We start from the raw sequence: 17359 nt of genomic DNA on the forward strand, positions 1-17359 counted from the left end.
CTCGCTACCTCATACCGCGATCTTGTTTGACTCTATCATAAGCCGCTTGAATATCTTGGGCTTTTTTCTTAGCCAGCTCCATCATCTCGGCAGGTAACCCTTTAGCCACTAATTTGTCTGGGTGATGTTCATTCATCAGCTTACGATAGGCCCGTTTCACCTGTTGATCTGAATCGGCTTCGGTTAACCCCAGCACACTGTAGGCGTCGGCAATCGATGTTTGTTGCTGGCCACCACTGCGGTGAAAATTATACTCCGCCTGCCAGCGTTTAAGTAACTCATCGAGCTGCAATCGACTGTAACCTAGCTCCTTGGCGACCAACAGTAAGATGGCATGCTCTTTAGCATCGAGCTCTCCATCGGATAAGGCCGTCTGGATCTGGATTTCCAAAAACATCTGCACCAGATCTTTACGTCCCATGGACAACAATCGAAAGCTTTTAAGGCAAGCATTGAGATCAAAGTCGCTGGCTTTACCTTGGTTAAAAGCCGACTGTGCGTCGCGCCGCGCCTGGCCACTTAGCTGCAGTTGATCCATGAGCGCGCTAGCGATGCGAATATCTGTTTCGGTGACATGGCCAGAAGCCTTTGCAACATGGCCCATCACCGCAAAGGTGGTATTAAAAAACAGTGTTTGGCGATTACTGCCCTTGCCAATAATACCACTGAGTTCGGCGCGCTTTTTGTCGTATAAATGGCCTAGCCATAATCCTAAAATTGCGCCAAAGATACGACCAAACATAAAGCCGATCGCAAAACCAAATACCTTACCCCAAATTTTCATCTATTAACCTAATCTTGTTTTTTATCTAGTGTTGTCATGCGCGTATTCAGCGCCGCTAACCGTTCGACCGTACCCACATCGCACCAAAAGCCGTTAAAATGTTCACCGGCAACTAATCCTTGCGCCATCTTATCTTTAAGGAGAGGTGCCAGTGCAAACCGCTTACTGGTGGTGCCATTAAACAGCGCTGGCTGGTAAATTCCCATACCTGAAAAGGTCAATTTACTTGGGCCTGCAGCGCTCAGTCGCCCCTCAAGTAAGGCAAAATCCCCCTCTGGATGCTGTAACGGATTATCGACTAACCACAAATAAGCCAGAGCCTCGCCCATTGCAGCCTTGATAGCCATTAACGAGAGAGGCTGGGCGGCAATGGTTGGTAAAGCATCAATAAACACATCGCCGTTGATCACTAAAAACGGCTCAGATCCGAGCAACTCTAAGGCATTTTTAATCCCACCACCGGTTTCTAATGCTTCGGTTTCACCGCTGTAATGCAATTTCACCTGCCAACGTCCACCATCACCCAAGGCCTGGATAAGCTTATCACCCAGCCAAGCATGATTAATGACTATATCGGTGACACCAAGGGCGGCTAAACGCTCAATGTGGTAGACAATCAGTGGTTTACCAGCCACTTCAACCAGCGGCTTGGGTATCTTATCGGTTAGCGGTCGTAAACGCTCGCCACGGCCTGCGGCTAAAATCATCGCCTTCACAGGGTCTGCTCCATTTTGGGGATCACTTGATTATCTAACCAGCTGATAAAGGGGTGTAATGCCAAGTAGCGCTTGCCGATATCACTAACATATTGCAATGTGAGCATTATATCTTGCATGTAACTGGGCTTACCGTCACGGTAATTTAACCGACAAAAGATACCTGCGGCCTTAAGATGACGCTGCATGCCCATTAAATCAAACCAATGCCGATATTGCGCCAAAGTGACATCCTGCCCTAGCACATTGTCAGAGAGTAATTGCAGGTAATGCTGCTGCATCAAGGTTTCAACCACCTCGTCTGGCCAGCGCACATAACAGTCTCTAAGCAGCGACACCGCATCATAGGTGACAGGCCCTATCACAGCATCTTGAAAATCAATCACAGCTAACTGCTTATCACACAACATCAAATTACGGCTATGAAAGTCGCGGTGCATTCCCGCGCGGGGCTGCACTAACGCACTATCAGCCAGTATCCGATAGGTATCGGCTAGCATCTGCTGAGTATCAGCACTGCACTTAAGTTGTAAGTGGCGACCGATTAACCAATCAGAAAAAATATCTAACTCTCGATAAACGAAGGCCTCGTCATAACTAGGTAGCGGGACGCCATCGACTCTGGTGACCGCACGAATAGGGGTGAGCAAACATAATGCCTGTTGATAATAATCGCTGACATTGGCAGGTGTTAATACACTCAGTAGCTGAGTATCACCTAAATCACTGAGCAATAAAAAACCTTGTTCAATATTTTTTTCAATGACTTGGGGGGCGTTAATCCCCTGCTGATGATATTCATTTGCTAATGCGATGAACGGACTCACCGCAATTAAATCTGGAGGAGAGTCCATGGCGATGTAGCGTTTAGGCCCCAGAGTTACCCTAAAATAGCGACGAAAACTGGCATCACCTGAGATGAGTTTGATGGTAGCATTAGCGCTCAGCACGCGTTCAATCCACGCATTTAAGGCAATAAATCTTAGATCTGACAAGGGCACCTCATGGCTCTTAAGCAAAAATTGCTTTATTATAAAGCAAAATGGAAACAGCAATTAAGATGATTCTATCTCTTTTGCTAGGTTGCTTGCGCAGATAGATGCAACTATTCTCTCCGATAATTTGTCTAGACTAAGAAATCACAAAAACGATAAAAGATGCATATCCGTTACTTATTGGCTTTAATACTGCTTCCACACCTAGTCTTAGCAGACGAATTAGATCGCACCGTCGATGCCGACACACAATGTCTTGTGGAACCTCCCGTGCCTATTCCAGCGGCCAATAGCGCTGATGTGCCACTTGATTTACAACAGATACAAATCGTTTCAGACACCACAGAGGCTAAATTAGGTGATAAGGCCACTTTCACGGGCGATGTCACTTTCAGTCAAGGTGGACGACACATTGCTGCCGATAACGCGACGTTAGATCAAGCCAATCAACGCTTAGATGCCGATGGCAACTTGGTGTTCCAAGACAGTATGTTTACCGTCACCGCCGACTCATTGAGCGCGCAGATGCGTACCAATCGTGCCGAGTTAAGCGGCGCCCAATATTGGTTACATGGCCAGCAAATACATGGCGATGCAGAAAAACTAGAGATTACTCAAGATAATAACCTACATCTGACCAATACCAACTTCACCACTTGTCCACCGGGCGATACCTCTTGGTTGCTCGAGGCTGAAACCATCAAAATAGACAGCACCGAAGAGTGGGGAGAATTGTGGGATGCCAAATTAAGAATTGCTGGTGTGCCGGTTTTTTATCTGCCTTACATGACGATTCCTGTCTCAGAAAAGCGTAAATCAGGCTTTCTGTTTCCGTTATTTAGCACCAGCACCACCAACGGGGTTGAACTTGCTACCCCTTATTATTGGAATATCGCGCCCGAATACGATTTAACCTTTACACCACATTATATGTCGGCGCGGGGCCTGTTCTTAAAAACGGAGTTCCGTTATTTGACCGGTGAAGCCCAGCAAGGCGGTGTAAATGTTGAATATCTAGCCAACGACAACTTGCTGACAAATCGCTCTGACCGTTACTTATATCACTGGCAACATAAAGGCGCGATTGATGATAATTGGCGTGTGTTAGCCAATTTTACCGATGTCTCTGACAACAATTACTTTAACGATTTGAAATCGGACGTCTTGCGTGCCACCGATAACCAATTGTCACGCATTGGCGAAATCGCCTACTTTGAAAATAACTGGGATATCACTGCCAGAGTACAAGATATTAAGGTATTAGGCGAAGATGAATCGCCGTATCAAGTGATGCCACAAGTGGGGCTAAATTACCGCAGTCCTGAATTGTGGAGTGGCTTAGATGTCAATCTATTAGCCGAAGCAAGCAATTTCCGCCATAAAGACAATCAGTACAATAGCGCCAACAGACTGCACTTAGAACCCAGTATATCCTTGCCAATCCATGGCCCAGCGGGCTCATTAACCAGCGAGCTTAAACTGCTACAGACCAACTACTGGCAAGACACTGATAATAAACCCAACTCTGAGCTAGCCAGCACAGTAAGCCGTACCTTACCCCAGGTGCGTATTCACGGACAGATTAATTTTGAGCGTTATACCGACTACTTTAATGTCAATTACCGTCAAACTTTAGAGCCCCAATTTCAATACCTATATGTCGGCTATGAAGATCAATCGCAAATCGGCATCTACGATACCTCATTACTGCAAGATGACTACTATGGCCTGTTTCGCGATCGCCGTTTTTCAGGCCTCGACCGTATTGCCGATGCGAATCAAATGACACTGGGATTAACCACTCGCCTGTTTGATGAGCATAACCGTGAAACCTTCCAGTTCAGTATTGGCCAAATTTATTACTTTGAAGACAGTAAAGTCGGCCTCATCGAAGCATCACAACCAAACCAATATTTTCAACAAGAAAATACCTCCAACTCGGTATTGGCGGCTGAGTTAAATACTCAAATATACAATGATTGGTTTATGAGCGGCGCGATTCAATACGACACCAAAAATAGCTACAATAAAAAGAGCGAAGTCACATTAGATTTTCGACCAGAAACCAATAAACTGCTCCAACTAAGTTACAGATATGTACCTGATTTAATTAACAGTAACACTAATGAATCGGTTAATGTGTCACAAACAGGTGTGCGTGGCGCATGGCCAATCAGTGACAACTTGTATATTGTTGGCAACTGGTATTATGACCTCAATGAAAGCCGAAGTGTCGAAACCTATACCGGATTCCAATACGAATCTTGTTGCTGGGCGCTGCGCTTAAGTTATCATTATCGCATTAAGACCAACTACGACGATGATTTAGAACCCACCTTTGATGACCGAGAGCTGTTTGAGCATGGCTTCTATCTGAACTTTGTTATCAAAGGCTTAGGCGGCTCAGGCCCATTAGGTGTGGCAGATATGCTCGATGATGGTCTGTTTAATTATCGTAAGCCGCTCTACCTGAAAAACTAGGATAAGATAAATTAGTTAGTCTTATTGCTGAACCTAGATACGGACTTGTAGTCCAATCAGAATAATCGAATTAAGTGGTCGGTCAACAATGACAAACGACCTCAATATGCCAAGGATTTTTGTGGATGAGACCCTGTAAACAACTGATTATTGCGTTACTCACATTGGCGATGAGCCACAGCGTTATGGCCGTTCAGGCTTTAGACCGTGTAACGGTACAAATTAACGAAGGGATTGTGCTGGAAAGCGAAATCACCAACATGCTGAATACAGTTAAAGCGAACGCTAAAGCCGCAGGCCAAGCGTTACCGTCTGACGAAGCCTTGCGTACTCAGGTAATTGAACGCCTGATCATGACCCGCTTACAGCTGCAGATGGCAGACCGTATTGGTCTACACATTGGTGACTTACAGTTAGATCAAACCATTGAGAATATTGCTAAAGAGCAAAATATCACCGTAGCCGACATGCAAGCTAAAATTGCTGCAGACGGATTGAGCTGGGCGCAATATCGTGAACAACTACGTGAAGAGATCACTTTAGGTGAAATTCAACGTATTCAAGTTCAGCGCCGTATTCAGGTGTCGCCACAAGAGATCAACAGCCTAGTCAAGTTGATTGAAGAACAAGGCATGCAGGAGGTGGAGTTTCAAATTGGGCACATCTTAATTGAAGTGCCAAGCAACCCCAACAGCGAACAGTTAGACAGTGCCAGTAAGCGGGCTAATATCGTATTGAAACGTCTGCAAGATGGCGCCGACTTTAAGCAAACAGCCATTGCTTCATCTGCTGGCCCTAAAGCCCTTGAAGGGGGTATTTGGGACTATATGAACGTCAATGAAATGCCGACTCTATTTGCAGAACTACTCACGGGTGCTAAAACTAATGACATTATTGGCCCTGTTCGTAGCGGTGCTGGTTTCCATATTATCAAGGTAATGGACGCGCGCGGCCTACAAACCCAAGAGATCGATGAAGTCCGCTCTCGCCATATACTGATAAAACCATCGCCAATCCTATCGGAAGAGCGCGCTAAAGCCATGCTCGACAACTTTGTGCAGCAACTGCGTGCCGGTGATGTAGATTTTGCCGATTTAGCGCGTCAATACAGTGAAGACCCAGGTTCTGCCGCCAAAGGGGGTGAGTTAGGTTGGGCCAATCCTGCGGTTTATGTGCCTGCATTTGCACAAACCCTGAACTCACTAGACGTTAACGAAATCAGCGAACCATTCCGCTCCAGTCATGGCTGGCATATAGTGCAGCTTGAAGAAAAACGTAAAACAGATGCGACAGACAAGTTTAATACTAATCGGGCCCATCAACTGATTTTCCGCCGCAAGTTTAATGAAGAACTGCAAAACTGGCTGGATGAGATGCGAGCTGAAGCTTACATTGAAGTATTTGATGCCGATTTTAACCGAGGTTAATCATATTGACGATTAAACGTATCGCAATCACGCCGGGCGAACCGGCTGGTGTGGGACCAGACTTAGTCATCCAACTTGCTCAGCGTGCTTGGCCCGCTGAGCTTGTTGTTTGTGCCGATCCGGCGTTATTAAAAGCCAGAGCCAAAAAAATTGGCTTGCCGATCCAACTGCGTCCTTTTCAACCAAATCAAGCCCCTAAACCTCAAGAAGCAGGTACATTGACCATAGTACCTTTTCCCTTGGTCACCGAGTCTGTATGCGGCAAGCTTGACGAACAAAACAGTAGCTATGTCATTGAAACTTTAAGCTACGCTGGCGAAAAGAACATGAGCGGCGAATTTGATGCTGTCGTGACAGGCCCTGTGCATAAAGGGATTATCAACCAAGCGGGTATTCCATTTAGCGGCCACACCGAATTTTTCGCCCATCAGGCAAACTGCCAAGATGTGGTGATGCTGTTGGCTGCGCCCGGGTTACAGGTCGCCTTAGTGACCACACATATTCCACTGGCTTATGTGTCTAAAGCGATCACTCGCGATCGCCTGCATCAAATCATCAAGATTTTACACCATGATTTGGTGAACAAATTTGGCTTACAAAACCCCAAAATTTATGTCTGCGGACTCAATCCGCATGCAGGAGAAGATGGCCACTTAGGCCGAGAAGAGATAGATGTTATCAGCCCTGCATTAGAAGAGCTGCGTGAGCAAGGTATGAGCCTGGTCGGTCCCTTGCCTGCTGACACCCTATTTCAACCAAAATATTTAGAAGATGCCGACGTTGTCTTGGCCATGTATCACGACCAAGGCCTGCCAGTACTCAAGTCACGAGGCTTTGGTAGTGCGGTTAATATCACCTTAGGCTTGCCCTATATTCGCACCTCAGTCGATCACGGCACGGCATTAGCCCTTGCTGGCACAGGTGAAGCCGAAATAGGTAGCTTTGTCTGCGCATTAAACAAGGCTATTGAATTAGCCACTACGAACGAGTCACAAAAAGAGAAGTAATGAGTAATAAAGTACATTTAGGCCACACAGCAAGAAAACGCTTCGGACAAAACTTTTTGACCGACAGCAATGTGATCAATCGAATTGTTGGCGCGATTGCCCCCGACAATGACCATGTCATGGTTGAAATTGGTCCAGGCCTAGCGGCATTGACAGAACCTGTTGCCGAAAGCATTGATAAGCTGACCGTAGTTGAGCTAGACAAAGACTTGGTGGAACGCCTTAAAACCCATCCATTTCTTAAAGATAAACTCGAGATCCACCAAGGTGATGCGCTTAAGTTTGACTTTAACCAGCTAGTGGAAGAAGGCAAGCAGATGAAGGTGTTTGGCAACTTGCCTTACAACATCTCGACACCATTAATGTTTCATCTATTTGAGTTTGCAGAGCATATTGAAAACATGCACTTCATGCTGCAAAAAGAAGTGGTGCTACGTTTGTCGGCTTCACCCGGCACTAAGGCCTATGGTCGCCTCACAGTGATGGCGCAATATTTTTGCCAAGTGATGCCAGTATTAGAAGTACCACCAGGATGTTTTACCCCACCGCCAAAAGTTGACTCAGCCGTCGTGCGCTTGGTGCCATATAAAAATAAGCCTTGGCCATGTAAAGATGTCGATTTATTAAGACACCTGTGTACTACCGCATTTAATATGCGCCGCAAAACACTACGTAATAATCTCAAACAGATGTTATCTGATGAAGACTTTGCTTCGCTCAATATTGATGCGACCAAACGCCCAGAGCAGATAACAGTAGAACAGTACGTAGCCATGGCAAACTTAGTCATCGATAAGAGAAACGGCTAGGTCTCTTAGCGGGGGAGTCATTCCCCGCTCTCTCTGTTACATTTAGGACATTCAATGAAACCACTTGAATCCTCAATTAAAATTGAGGTAAAAACTGAATATATCGAAGAGCAGTCATCCCCCGAAGAAGACCGTTACCTCTTTAGCTATACCATTACCATTATCAATTTAGGTGATCAAGACGTCACCCTTATTAGCCGTATGTGGTGTATTACCGATGCCAATGGCCATTACAGCGAAGTTCAAGGAGCTGGCGTGGTCGGCGAGACGCCAACCATAGCGCCTAATACCGCTTATCAATATACCAGTGGTACCGTGTGTGAGACCCCCTTCGCGGTGATGGAAGGTCATTATGTGATGGTCACTAAAGATGGCCGTGAGTTTAAAGCCCCTATCGCCCCATTTCGCTTAGCTGCACCCGGGCTTCTCCATTGATCCTGTTAGCTAAATCAATCCATTTTTGACTGAACGAGTAATCGATGGCCACCTATTTTATCGGCGATATACAAGGCTGTTTTGATGAGCTACAGGCCATATTAAGTAAGGTCGATTTTACCCCTTCAAAAGATGAGCTCTGGATCGTTGGCGATATGGTAGCTAGAGGCGATAAGTCACTAGAAACATTAAGATACATCAAGTCGCTAGCGGGTGCTGCTAAGCCTGTTCTGGGTAATCACGATCTGCATTTATTGGCCTTACATGGTAAGCTAAAACGCCCAAATCCCAATGACAAACTTGATGCTTTACTGGCTGCCAGCGATATTAATACACTTATCGATTGGCTGAGAATACAGCCACTTGTTAGGCAACATAGTGCACACAAATTATTGATGACCCATGCGGGTGTACCGCCACAGTGGGACGTTGAAACCGTTATACAAGAAGCCAGTAGTGTACATGAAGCTCTGCGACGCCCCGATTATTTAACTGAGCTTATCGCCAAAATGTACACCAATGATGTCGATACTTGGTCATTATCAATGCCCCCCCTTAAGCGAAAAATCTATTGTATTAACGCCCTAACCCGTATGCGTTATTTACACCATGACGGTCGTTTAGACTTCGGCTGTAAACAACCACCTAACAGTGACGGTCATTCAGGATTAATCCCGTGGTTTGAGCAAACCAGTTTAGCCGCACAAACCCACACTTTAGTCTTTGGACACTGGGCCTCATTAATGGGGAAAGTGGCTCATCCAGCACTAAAGGCATTGGACACTGGTTGTTGCTGGGGTCAATATTTGACTCTCTGGCATTTAGAATCAAATCAAAAAATTACACAAAAAAGGTTAGAAAAAGGTTAAGCTAAGGTATTAATAGCCGATAGAGCTAGAATAACCCCCTGCCCATCCTATGCATGTATTGGCAATTAGGGATATAACAACAAAAATGGAGCCCCCTATGAAATTAAACGTCGCAACAAGAGTGATTGGTGGATTCAGCGTTGTAACTTTATTGCTCATCACATTAGGCGTTGCATCGTTAATCACCAATAACAATATCAAGAGCAGCACATTAATACTGCAAGAGCTAAGCCTTCCCGCACTTGAAAGCAGTAACCACCTAACACAAAGCCTTGCCCAGCAAGAAAAACAACTATTAGTGGCTTATCACAGTACTCACTCGACACAATTACCACAGATACAAACAAGGTTTAACGATGACTCAAAAGCATTTATAAGTGAGTTGAGTAACTTACAAACCATTATTCAGGGGCAACAGCAAGGACTCGATACGCAAATTTCAGCCCTTAAAAATAGCTATCAAGCTTTTGAAGATGACAGTCAAAAAATGATTTCGGCGCGCTTACAGTCGCTACAAACTCAAGAGGCTTTACTTGCTAAGCTCGACGATCTTGAAGTAGCAGCCGACGATACCGCCTCATTGCTGCTGGATCTTATCGATCTGGAAATCAGCGAAGATCCTACCGAGCGCGAGATAGCCGCCACCGCCAGCAATATAGATAACAGTTTTAGTAACCTCATCACCAGTAGCTACGATCTGGTTAATACCAAAGACAAATCTAAATACGACACCATCACCAAAGAGTTAGGTTATATTCTAAGCGATGCCAGTAACAAATTAGCCTATGTGAGCCGACACTGGGAAGGCGTTATCGATCAGCAGATGCTCGACAATATCAACCAAGAGGCTGCAAAAGTCCTTGTAATGCTTGATGGCCCAAATGCCATCCAAATGCAAAAAGAAAAACAACTCGGCTTTGACATGGCTGCGACCGATCTATTAAGTAAAGTGGAAACCGACGTCGATGCTGTGAATAAAAGCATGGTTAGCTTGAATAAGTCGATTGAAAACATCTCACAAACCATCAGCAACAATGCAATAAGTGATATCGATAGCGCCAGCTATAGCACCATGGCACTGGTTATCATTGCGATTATTGTCGCTATCATGGTAAGTATTGCGGTGATCCGCCCACTAACGCGCTCATTGGGCGAGGTCAATAATGCACTCGATATTCTAGCGTCGGGTAACCTCACCCATAAATTGGATGATTCGGGCCATGATGAATTTTCCGAGTTATCGCGCAACTGTAATCGCTTAGTCGATAGTTTACGTACTCTTATTCAAGGTATTTTGGATAGATCTAATCAGCTGGCTGCAGCTGCAGAGCAAACATCGGCCATCACAGCGCAAACCACTGCAGGTATTCAGGAGCAGAAAAATCAGGTCGATCAGGTCGCTACCGCGACGACGCAGTTAAGCTCTAGTGCCATGCAAGTCACCAGCAGTGCCGATGAGGCCCTAAGCCAAATTAAAAATGCCGATGAAGAAGCTCAGCATATGCGCACCATCGCCGATGACAATAAGCGTACGATTTTAGCCTTGGCCGATGAAGTGACCAAAGCCGGGCAGGTGATCAATAAACTGCATTCGGACAGCGCCGCGATTGGCTCGATATTAGATGTGATCCGTGGCATTGCAGAACAAACTAACTTACTGGCATTAAACGCCGCTATCGAGGCCGCACGAGCTGGCGAACAGGGCCGAGGCTTTGCAGTGGTCGCCGATGAGGTTCGCAGCCTAGCCTCGCGCACACAAGACTCGACTCAAGAAATCCAGCAGATGATTGAAGTATTACAGCAAGGTGCGCAGCAAGCAGTATCTGTGATGGAGCTTGGACGAGAGCAAGCCAGCCATTGTGTTGAGAAAACTGAACAAGCTAATCTAGCGCTCGAAAGCATTAACAATGCGGTACATCGTGCCCACGATTCAGGCACCCATATTGCTAATGCAGCGCAAGAACAAAACATCGTTAGCCAACAGGTGTCTGAGAAGCTTGAACATATCGCCGCAATCTCAGAAGAAACCGCTATCGGTGCAGATCAAACTGCGCAGTCTAGTCATCAGGTGGCACGATTAGCTGAAGAGCTACAAGCCTCTGTAGGCGAATTTAAAGTCTAGTAGGTACCAACAGCATGCTTGCGCGCTGAAGAGTGAGTAGCGATTCACTGAGGGGTAAATAAAACCAAGGTAAGCCTTACCCTGCTCATCAATCAGCAATCGCGTTATGATTTTGAGTGTTATATGCACATTAGCCCATAAAAAACCGGACATCTAGTCCGGTTTTTTATGGCTCAATACTTAATCCTCTAGAGATTAGGTATAAGACTAGCTTCCTGCAAGACGCTCTTTAATTGCAGAGGTCATCGCTAACGCGCTATGACCATTAGCTTCGGCCCATTCAAGGATATTTTGTCCATCCGCCTCTTTAGCCGCTAAATCAGTAGTAGAAAGACGTTTCGCAACGAATGCTCCTACGTCATTAGCACCACTTTTCATTGCAAAGCGTAACAAGCTATCGCCATCGCAAGAGATATCTTGATAGACGTTACGCAGTTTTACACGGGTCTCTTTCAACTTTTTACGTAAACGGTTTTTATCATCCGCTTGCACGTAATTACAAATGTTTGCAGCAAGTTGATCGTTGGCTTTTACTGGCACAGCATAAGATGAGGCCACTAACATCACAGCAATCGTCGTAGGTAACAGACGCATTGGGTACTCCTATAATATTTATTATTTTTTCAATAGCATAAATGGTAACAATTACGCTAAAGACTACTCAGGATAGCACCCACAACTTAACATTTTTTTACCAAGTTGATAAAGCAATACTCTAAACCTTTCTCATTCGTATGCGCTTCAGTGGTCACTCGTTCCCACGATCCATCATTCCAATCAGGAAAAAACGTATCGCCTTCAACATCAAGATTAATTTCAGTCAAATAGAGTTTATCGGCTCTAGGCAGTAGCGCCTGATACAACTGACCACCACCAATGACAACAAGCTCATCGCACTCACCAGCCGCTTGCAGCGCAGCCTCAAATGAAGTGACACAAGTGACCCCCTCTATGGTGAGACCGGCCTGACGGCTAATGACAATGTTGTGACGCCCCGGTAACGGACGACCAATAGATTCGTAGGTCTTACGCCCCATCACCACAGGTTTACCTAAGGTCATAGCCTTAAAATGGCGCAGATCTTCAGGCAGATGCCATGGCATCTGATTATCTTTTCCAATGACTCGGTTATTGGCCATCGCGGCAATCATAGCAATTTTCATAGTAGCTCCAACGGTCTAGGCCGCTTCAATTAGAACAGATTAAATCAACAGAGTTAAATGACAGGACGAGTGCGAAAATAGAGCAGACTGGGCATCGCCAAGCCAACCGACAGCGCCCCCAATATAAATACCGTTTTTAACCCATTGCTGATCACTTCAGCAGTCAGTTCGGAGCTCACCTGCGACTGGGCAGACAGTTGTACTAACGCAATGACGGTATTGTAGGCATAAGTCCCGGGGATCATAGGTATGATAGCCGCTACTGCATACATTAAAGGCGGTGCAAGATGACGTTTGGCAAAGCTAATCGTCAATACGCCGACCAATGCAGCCGCCACGAACGTGGCCCATTCAATAGGCAAGTTAATATGTAATAACAAGGTTCTGACGCTGTGGCCCGTTGCGCCGGCTAACGCACAATAAGGTAAAAAGCGTTTAGGCACATTAAATACCATGGCAAATCCTACCGCGGGTATCGATGAAAATAACGCATCGTTTGCCAATTTGAGTAAGAGTTCTATCACAGGAATAACCCACCTAACTGCATCGCGATAGTAATACCAATCACCGAGGAGACCGTCAGTAAAGTGGCGTGGCCCCAACGCGAGATCCCCACGTTAAGGTGTCCCTTAACCATATCTGAAATCGCATTAATCATCGGAAAGCCCGGCACCAACATCAATACACTCGCAGCCATAGGTAACTTGGGTGTACTGGTGAGATCAAAGTGATAGCCCATTTGCGCCACTAAGGTTGTCACAAAAGCCGTGACGGCAAAGTTCACCAATAGATTGAAATGGCGCTTGGCAATGGCTAAGCGCACAAACATCCCCAGCGAAGCGGCCAATATAGTGATGATTATCGCTACCATATCGCCACCAAATAGGTGACAAAAACTACCGCAGGATAAGCCAATCATGGGGATTAAATAGCGCTTAGGATAGCTTTTAGGTCGTATACGAGACACGCGCTTACGCACTTCATTTAAGCCGTATATGCCTTTCTCTGTTAATAAACAGATGCGCTGTAGTTCACAGATAATGGTCATATTAATGCCATGTTCGCGAATTCGGCGCGTGGTGGTAATACACCTTCCATGCACTAAGCTGGTTAGCACGAGGGAATTAGAGGAGATAGAGATTTCAACACTGGCCAAACCTAATGCCAAACCAAGGCGCTGGCTGATCTCTTCAATGAGTTCAGATTCAGCACCATAGGCTAGCAAAAGTTGGGCAACCCGGACAACTTGCCGAGTAATATCATTTTGAGTATCTGCGTACACGTGGTTCTCAGAATGAAAGCAATAATAAGCTAAGCTTATCTTTGATAGATGATCTCAACATCATAATCATCATCGTCAAAGTCATCATCATCCAAATCATCGCCATCATAATCTTCGTTGACAACATCTTGAGTCTGTTGATGATAATTATCCCACTTGAATTCAACTTCAGCATCAGGATCCGCTTCAACCTCTTCAGGTAGCGCAGCAATAAAGTCCATCAACTTCAAACTAAGTTCTTGGGTACCTTCGCGGTTATACGCAGAGATAGTAAAGACTTCGCCTTTCCAATCTAACTCTTTAACAATTCGCTCTACGCGCTCTTGAATTTCTTCTTCAAGAAGCAGATCAGTCTTGTTAAACACTAACCAACGTGGCTTACTCGCCAGTAATGGAGAATGCTTTTCAAGCTCGGCGACAATAGCACGGGCTGAATCAACAGGGTCGCTGCCATCGATAGGATCAATATCCAAAATGTGCAGTAATACTCGGCAACGCTCAAGGTGCTTCAAGAAGCGGATCCCCAAACCGGCCCCTTCTGCAGCGCCCTCAATTAAGCCGGGGATATCAGCAATCACAAAACTTTGCCCATGACGTGGTGTCACCACACCAAGGTTAGGCACTAACGTAGTAAATGGATAATCAGCGACTTTAGGCTTAGCACGAGACACGGCACGAATAAAGGTTGATTTACCCGCATTTGGCATACCCAATAAGCCTACATCGGCGAGTAGCATCAGCTCTAGGCGTAAGCTACGTACTTCACCTGGCGTACCAAGGGTCTTCTGTCTTGGCGCACGGTTGGTACTGCTCTTAAAACGCGTATTACCTAGGCCATGGAAGCCCCCTTTTGCCACCAGCAATTTTTGCCCATGGGTCTTGAGATCACCTAATGCCTCTTGGGTCTCTTCATCAATGGCGCGCGTCCCGACAGGCACCTTAAGGATAAGGTCTTGACCACTGTGGCCAGTACAATCACGACCGCGACCATTTTTACCGCGCTCGGCAAAATGAAAGCGCTCAAAACGGTAGTCGATCAGGGTATTAAGGTTTTCATCTGCTTGCAGATAAACACTACCACCATCACCACCATCGCCACCGTCGGGGCCACCATCAGGCACATATTTTTCACGTCTAAAACTAACGCAACCACTACCACCATCACCAGCTTCAACTCTGATCACAGCTTCATCGACAAACTTCATACCAACTCCAGGCACCACACAATAGACCGATTATACTGCCAATCTAATCGTACCGCCAAAAAACAATTTCTATATTGAACTTCAAACAAGATACACAGGTTTGAAGCTACAATGTGTTACTGGTGCTGGAGCAACGTAACCGGCTCATTTCACCATATTTATAAACAATAAAGCCCTACCAGAGGCAGGGCTTTATAAACTATCTTAGGTGGACTAAGAGTTAAGCTTCGATGCTAATGAACTTACGGTTATTAGGACCTTTAACTTCAAACTTAACTTTACCATCAGTTAGTGCAAATAGAGTATGGTCACGACCAATACCTACGTTAACACCTGCGTGGAATTTAGTACCACGTTGACGAACAATGATGTTACCAGCAAGAACTGATTCACCACCGAAACGCTTAACACCAAGACGTTTACTTTCTGAATCGCGGCCGTTACGAGTAGAACCGCCAGCTTTTTTATGTGCCATGAGTTAGACTCCTATTAAGCGTTGATAGCAGTAATTTTAACTTCGGTGAACCACTGACGGTGGCCCATCTTCTTATCGTGGTGCTTACGACGACGGAACTTAACGATAGTTACCTTTTCGCCACGGCCATGGCTGACAACTTCAGCAACAACCTTACCACCTTCAACTAAAGGTGCACCAACGTGTACAGTTTCACCATCAGCAACCAAAAGAACTTGGTCAAATTCGATAGTTTCGCCTGTAGCGACTTCTAATTTTTCTAGACGAACTGTATGGCCTTCAGCAACACGGTGCTGCTTACCACCACTTTGAAAAACAGCGTACATAGCTATTTTACTCCGATATTTCAAGCACGCAGACCTTTTAATGTTAGGCTGGGCGCTATAAAAGCTTTAATGACAATGGTCGCGGAGTTTACGCTAAGTTGATTAGGCTGACAAGCCCTAATTCACTTTGATCAAAAAAAGATCGGAATTACTCTCACATTAGTCTTCTAATAATGTCTTACTCGACATTTTTAGGTAGAATCTCAATACTATAACATTTTTGCCTTAATTTGGGCTGCCTGAATTACAAAATACCACTAGAAGTAGAGCCTAATATGGATTTGAACGCCATTCGTCAGCTGGCTGATGCTGATATGAAAGCCGTCGACCAACTGATCTATAAACAGTTGGAGTCAGATGTAGCCCTAATAAACCAACTTGGATTCTATATTATCAATGGCGGGGGCAAGAGAATGCGCCCGCTGCTGTCCATTCTGGCCGCCCGCGCGATTGCCTATGAGGGTAAAGCTCATATCAAGCTTGCGGCAATTGTCGAATTTATTCATACCGCTTCATTACTGCATGATGATGTGGTGGATGAGTCAATGCTAAGGCGTGGTCGAGAGACAGCTAATGCGCTTTTTGGCAACAGTGCGAGCGTGTTAGTCGGCGATTTTTTATATACTCGCTCGTTTCAAATGATGACCGAGCTGGGCAGCATGCAAGTGTTAGAAGTGCTGGCCGATGCTACCAACGTGTTAGCCGAAGGCGAAGTGTTACAGCTAATGAACTGTAACGACCCTGACACCACGGAAGAAAGCTACATGCGTGTCATCTACTGCAAAACAGCTAAATTGTTTGAAGCTGCGACCCGTTTAGCTGGGGTATTAGCCGATAGCAGTATTGAGGTGCAAACCGCATTAGCTGATTATGGTAAATTTTTGGGCACGGCATTCCAGCTCACCGATGATTTATTAGACTACACCGCCGAAACTGAAGAGCTAGGTAAGAATATTGGGGATGATTTGGCCGAAGGCAAGCCAACGTTACCACTTATCTATGCCATAGCGAATGGTACCGACGAAGAGCGAGCTTTAATTCGTCAAGCGATTGAGCAAGGTGATGGTTCAGGTCATATTGAGACGATTCTCAATGCGCTCAACCAGTGTGGTGCTCTCAAATATACGGAACAAAGAGCGCTAGAAGAAGCTGATAAGGCCATTAGCGCCTTAGAAATACTCCCTGAGAGTGACTACAAGCAAGCGCTAATATCGCTCGCTAAAATCGCCGTAGCGCGTAATCACTAATACGACCTTAGTGATA

18 protein-coding genes are annotated in these 17359 nt (G+C 45.6%); 8 read left to right on the plus strand and 10 right to left on the minus strand.

Translation table 11 applies throughout. From position 1 onward, the window contains the following. Window positions 1-4: 4 nt before the first annotated feature. From djlA to DVO77_RS11655, 3 genes are read right to left on the minus strand one after another with little or no spacing between them, the layout of a single operon-like run. Complete coding sequence (gene djlA, locus DVO77_RS11645; protein WP_119978451.1) at window positions 5-784, minus strand: co-chaperone DjlA; 780 nt, start codon at window positions 782-784, stop codon at window positions 5-7. Window positions 785-792: 8 nt separating this feature from the next. After that, a complete protein-coding gene (gene murU / locus DVO77_RS11650) occupies window positions 793-1500 on the minus strand; it encodes an N-acetylmuramate alpha-1-phosphate uridylyltransferase MurU (protein ID WP_110455974.1) in 708 nt (235 codons plus the stop codon). Further along, window positions 1497-2501, minus strand: coding sequence for an aminoglycoside phosphotransferase family protein (locus DVO77_RS11655; RefSeq protein ID WP_119978452.1), 1005 nt, complete (start codon window positions 2499-2501; stop codon window positions 1497-1499). Before DVO77_RS11655 ends, murU begins: the two co-directional genes overlap by 4 nt. Before the next feature lie 156 nt (window positions 2502-2657). Between DVO77_RS11655 and lptD the strand changes: the two genes are divergently transcribed. From lptD to DVO77_RS11690, 7 genes are all read left to right on the plus strand, one after another. Continuing rightward, window positions 2658-4976 (plus strand): LPS assembly protein LptD, encoded by a 2319-nt coding sequence (lptD, locus tag DVO77_RS11660; RefSeq protein WP_119978453.1) that lies wholly within the window; start codon window positions 2658-2660, stop codon window positions 4974-4976. Between the two features lie 125 nt (window positions 4977-5101). Then, a complete protein-coding gene (gene surA / locus DVO77_RS11665) occupies window positions 5102-6403 on the plus strand; it encodes a peptidylprolyl isomerase SurA (RefSeq protein WP_110455971.1) in 1302 nt (433 codons plus the stop codon). 5 nt (window positions 6404-6408) lie between these two features. Further along, window positions 6409-7410 (plus strand): 4-hydroxythreonine-4-phosphate dehydrogenase PdxA, encoded by a 1002-nt coding sequence (gene pdxA, locus DVO77_RS11670; RefSeq protein WP_119978454.1) that lies wholly within the window; start codon window positions 6409-6411, stop codon window positions 7408-7410. Further along, window positions 7410-8219 (plus strand): 16S rRNA (adenine(1518)-N(6)/adenine(1519)-N(6))-dimethyltransferase RsmA, encoded by an 810-nt coding sequence (gene rsmA, locus DVO77_RS11675; RefSeq protein WP_119978455.1) that lies wholly within the window; start codon window positions 7410-7412, stop codon window positions 8217-8219. Before pdxA ends, rsmA begins: the two co-directional genes overlap by 1 nt. Before the next feature lie 54 nt (window positions 8220-8273). After that, complete coding sequence (gene apaG / locus DVO77_RS11680) at window positions 8274-8654, plus strand: Co2+/Mg2+ efflux protein ApaG (protein WP_119978456.1); 381 nt, start codon at window positions 8274-8276, stop codon at window positions 8652-8654. A 44-nt stretch (window positions 8655-8698) separates the two neighbouring features. Then, entirely contained in the window at window positions 8699-9523 is an 825-nt protein-coding gene (locus DVO77_RS11685) for a symmetrical bis(5'-nucleosyl)-tetraphosphatase (protein WP_119978457.1), read from the plus strand. A gap of 97 nt (window positions 9524-9620) precedes the next feature. After that, window positions 9621-11645: a methyl-accepting chemotaxis protein gene (locus DVO77_RS11690; RefSeq protein ID WP_119978458.1), complete on the plus strand. Its 2025-nt coding sequence runs from the start codon at window positions 9621-9623 to the stop codon at window positions 11643-11645. 207 nt (window positions 11646-11852) lie between these two features. Here the strand turns inward: DVO77_RS11690 and DVO77_RS11695 are convergent, their stop codons facing one another. The 7 genes from DVO77_RS11695 to rplU form a co-directional block, all read right to left on the minus strand. Then, complete coding sequence (locus DVO77_RS11695; RefSeq protein WP_119978459.1) at window positions 11853-12239, minus strand: DUF3718 domain-containing protein; 387 nt, start codon at window positions 12237-12239, stop codon at window positions 11853-11855. 86 nt (window positions 12240-12325) lie between these two features. Further along, window positions 12326-12808: a type 3 dihydrofolate reductase gene (gene folA, locus DVO77_RS11700; protein WP_119978460.1), complete on the minus strand. Its 483-nt coding sequence runs from the start codon at window positions 12806-12808 to the stop codon at window positions 12326-12328. Between the two features lie 53 nt (window positions 12809-12861). Further along, a complete protein-coding gene (locus tag DVO77_RS11705; RefSeq protein WP_119978461.1) occupies window positions 12862-13332 on the minus strand; it encodes a threonine/serine exporter family protein in 471 nt (156 codons plus the stop codon). Beyond that, the gene (locus DVO77_RS11710; RefSeq protein WP_119978462.1) at window positions 13329-14090 is read right to left on the minus strand and encodes a threonine/serine exporter family protein; all 762 of its coding nucleotides are present in this window, start codon (window positions 14088-14090) and stop codon (window positions 13329-13331) included. Before DVO77_RS11710 ends, DVO77_RS11705 begins: the two co-directional genes overlap by 4 nt. Window positions 14091-14125: 35 nt before the next feature. After that, a complete protein-coding gene (cgtA, locus tag DVO77_RS11715) occupies window positions 14126-15295 on the minus strand; it encodes an Obg family GTPase CgtA (protein ID WP_110455961.1) in 1170 nt (389 codons plus the stop codon). A gap of 220 nt (window positions 15296-15515) precedes the next feature. Further along, a complete protein-coding gene (rpmA, locus tag DVO77_RS11720) occupies window positions 15516-15770 on the minus strand; it encodes a 50S ribosomal protein L27 (protein WP_007650346.1) in 255 nt (84 codons plus the stop codon). A gap of 14 nt (window positions 15771-15784) precedes the next feature. Beyond that, window positions 15785-16096 (minus strand): 50S ribosomal protein L21, encoded by a 312-nt coding sequence (gene rplU, locus DVO77_RS11725; RefSeq protein WP_033537952.1) that lies wholly within the window; start codon window positions 16094-16096, stop codon window positions 15785-15787. A gap of 275 nt (window positions 16097-16371) precedes the next feature. On the opposite strand from rplU, the gene ispB reads away from it, so the two are divergent. Beyond that, window positions 16372-17343 carry an octaprenyl diphosphate synthase gene (gene ispB, locus DVO77_RS11730; RefSeq protein ID WP_110455960.1) on the plus strand — a complete coding sequence of 324 codons (972 nt, stop codon included), beginning with the start codon at window positions 16372-16374 and terminating at the stop codon, window positions 17341-17343. The last annotated feature ends 16 nt before the right edge of the window (window positions 17344-17359 follow it).

It is taken from the genome of Shewanella algidipiscicola, assembly GCF_003605125.1.
Classification (GTDB): domain Bacteria; phylum Pseudomonadota; class Gammaproteobacteria; order Enterobacterales; family Shewanellaceae; genus Shewanella; species Shewanella algidipiscicola.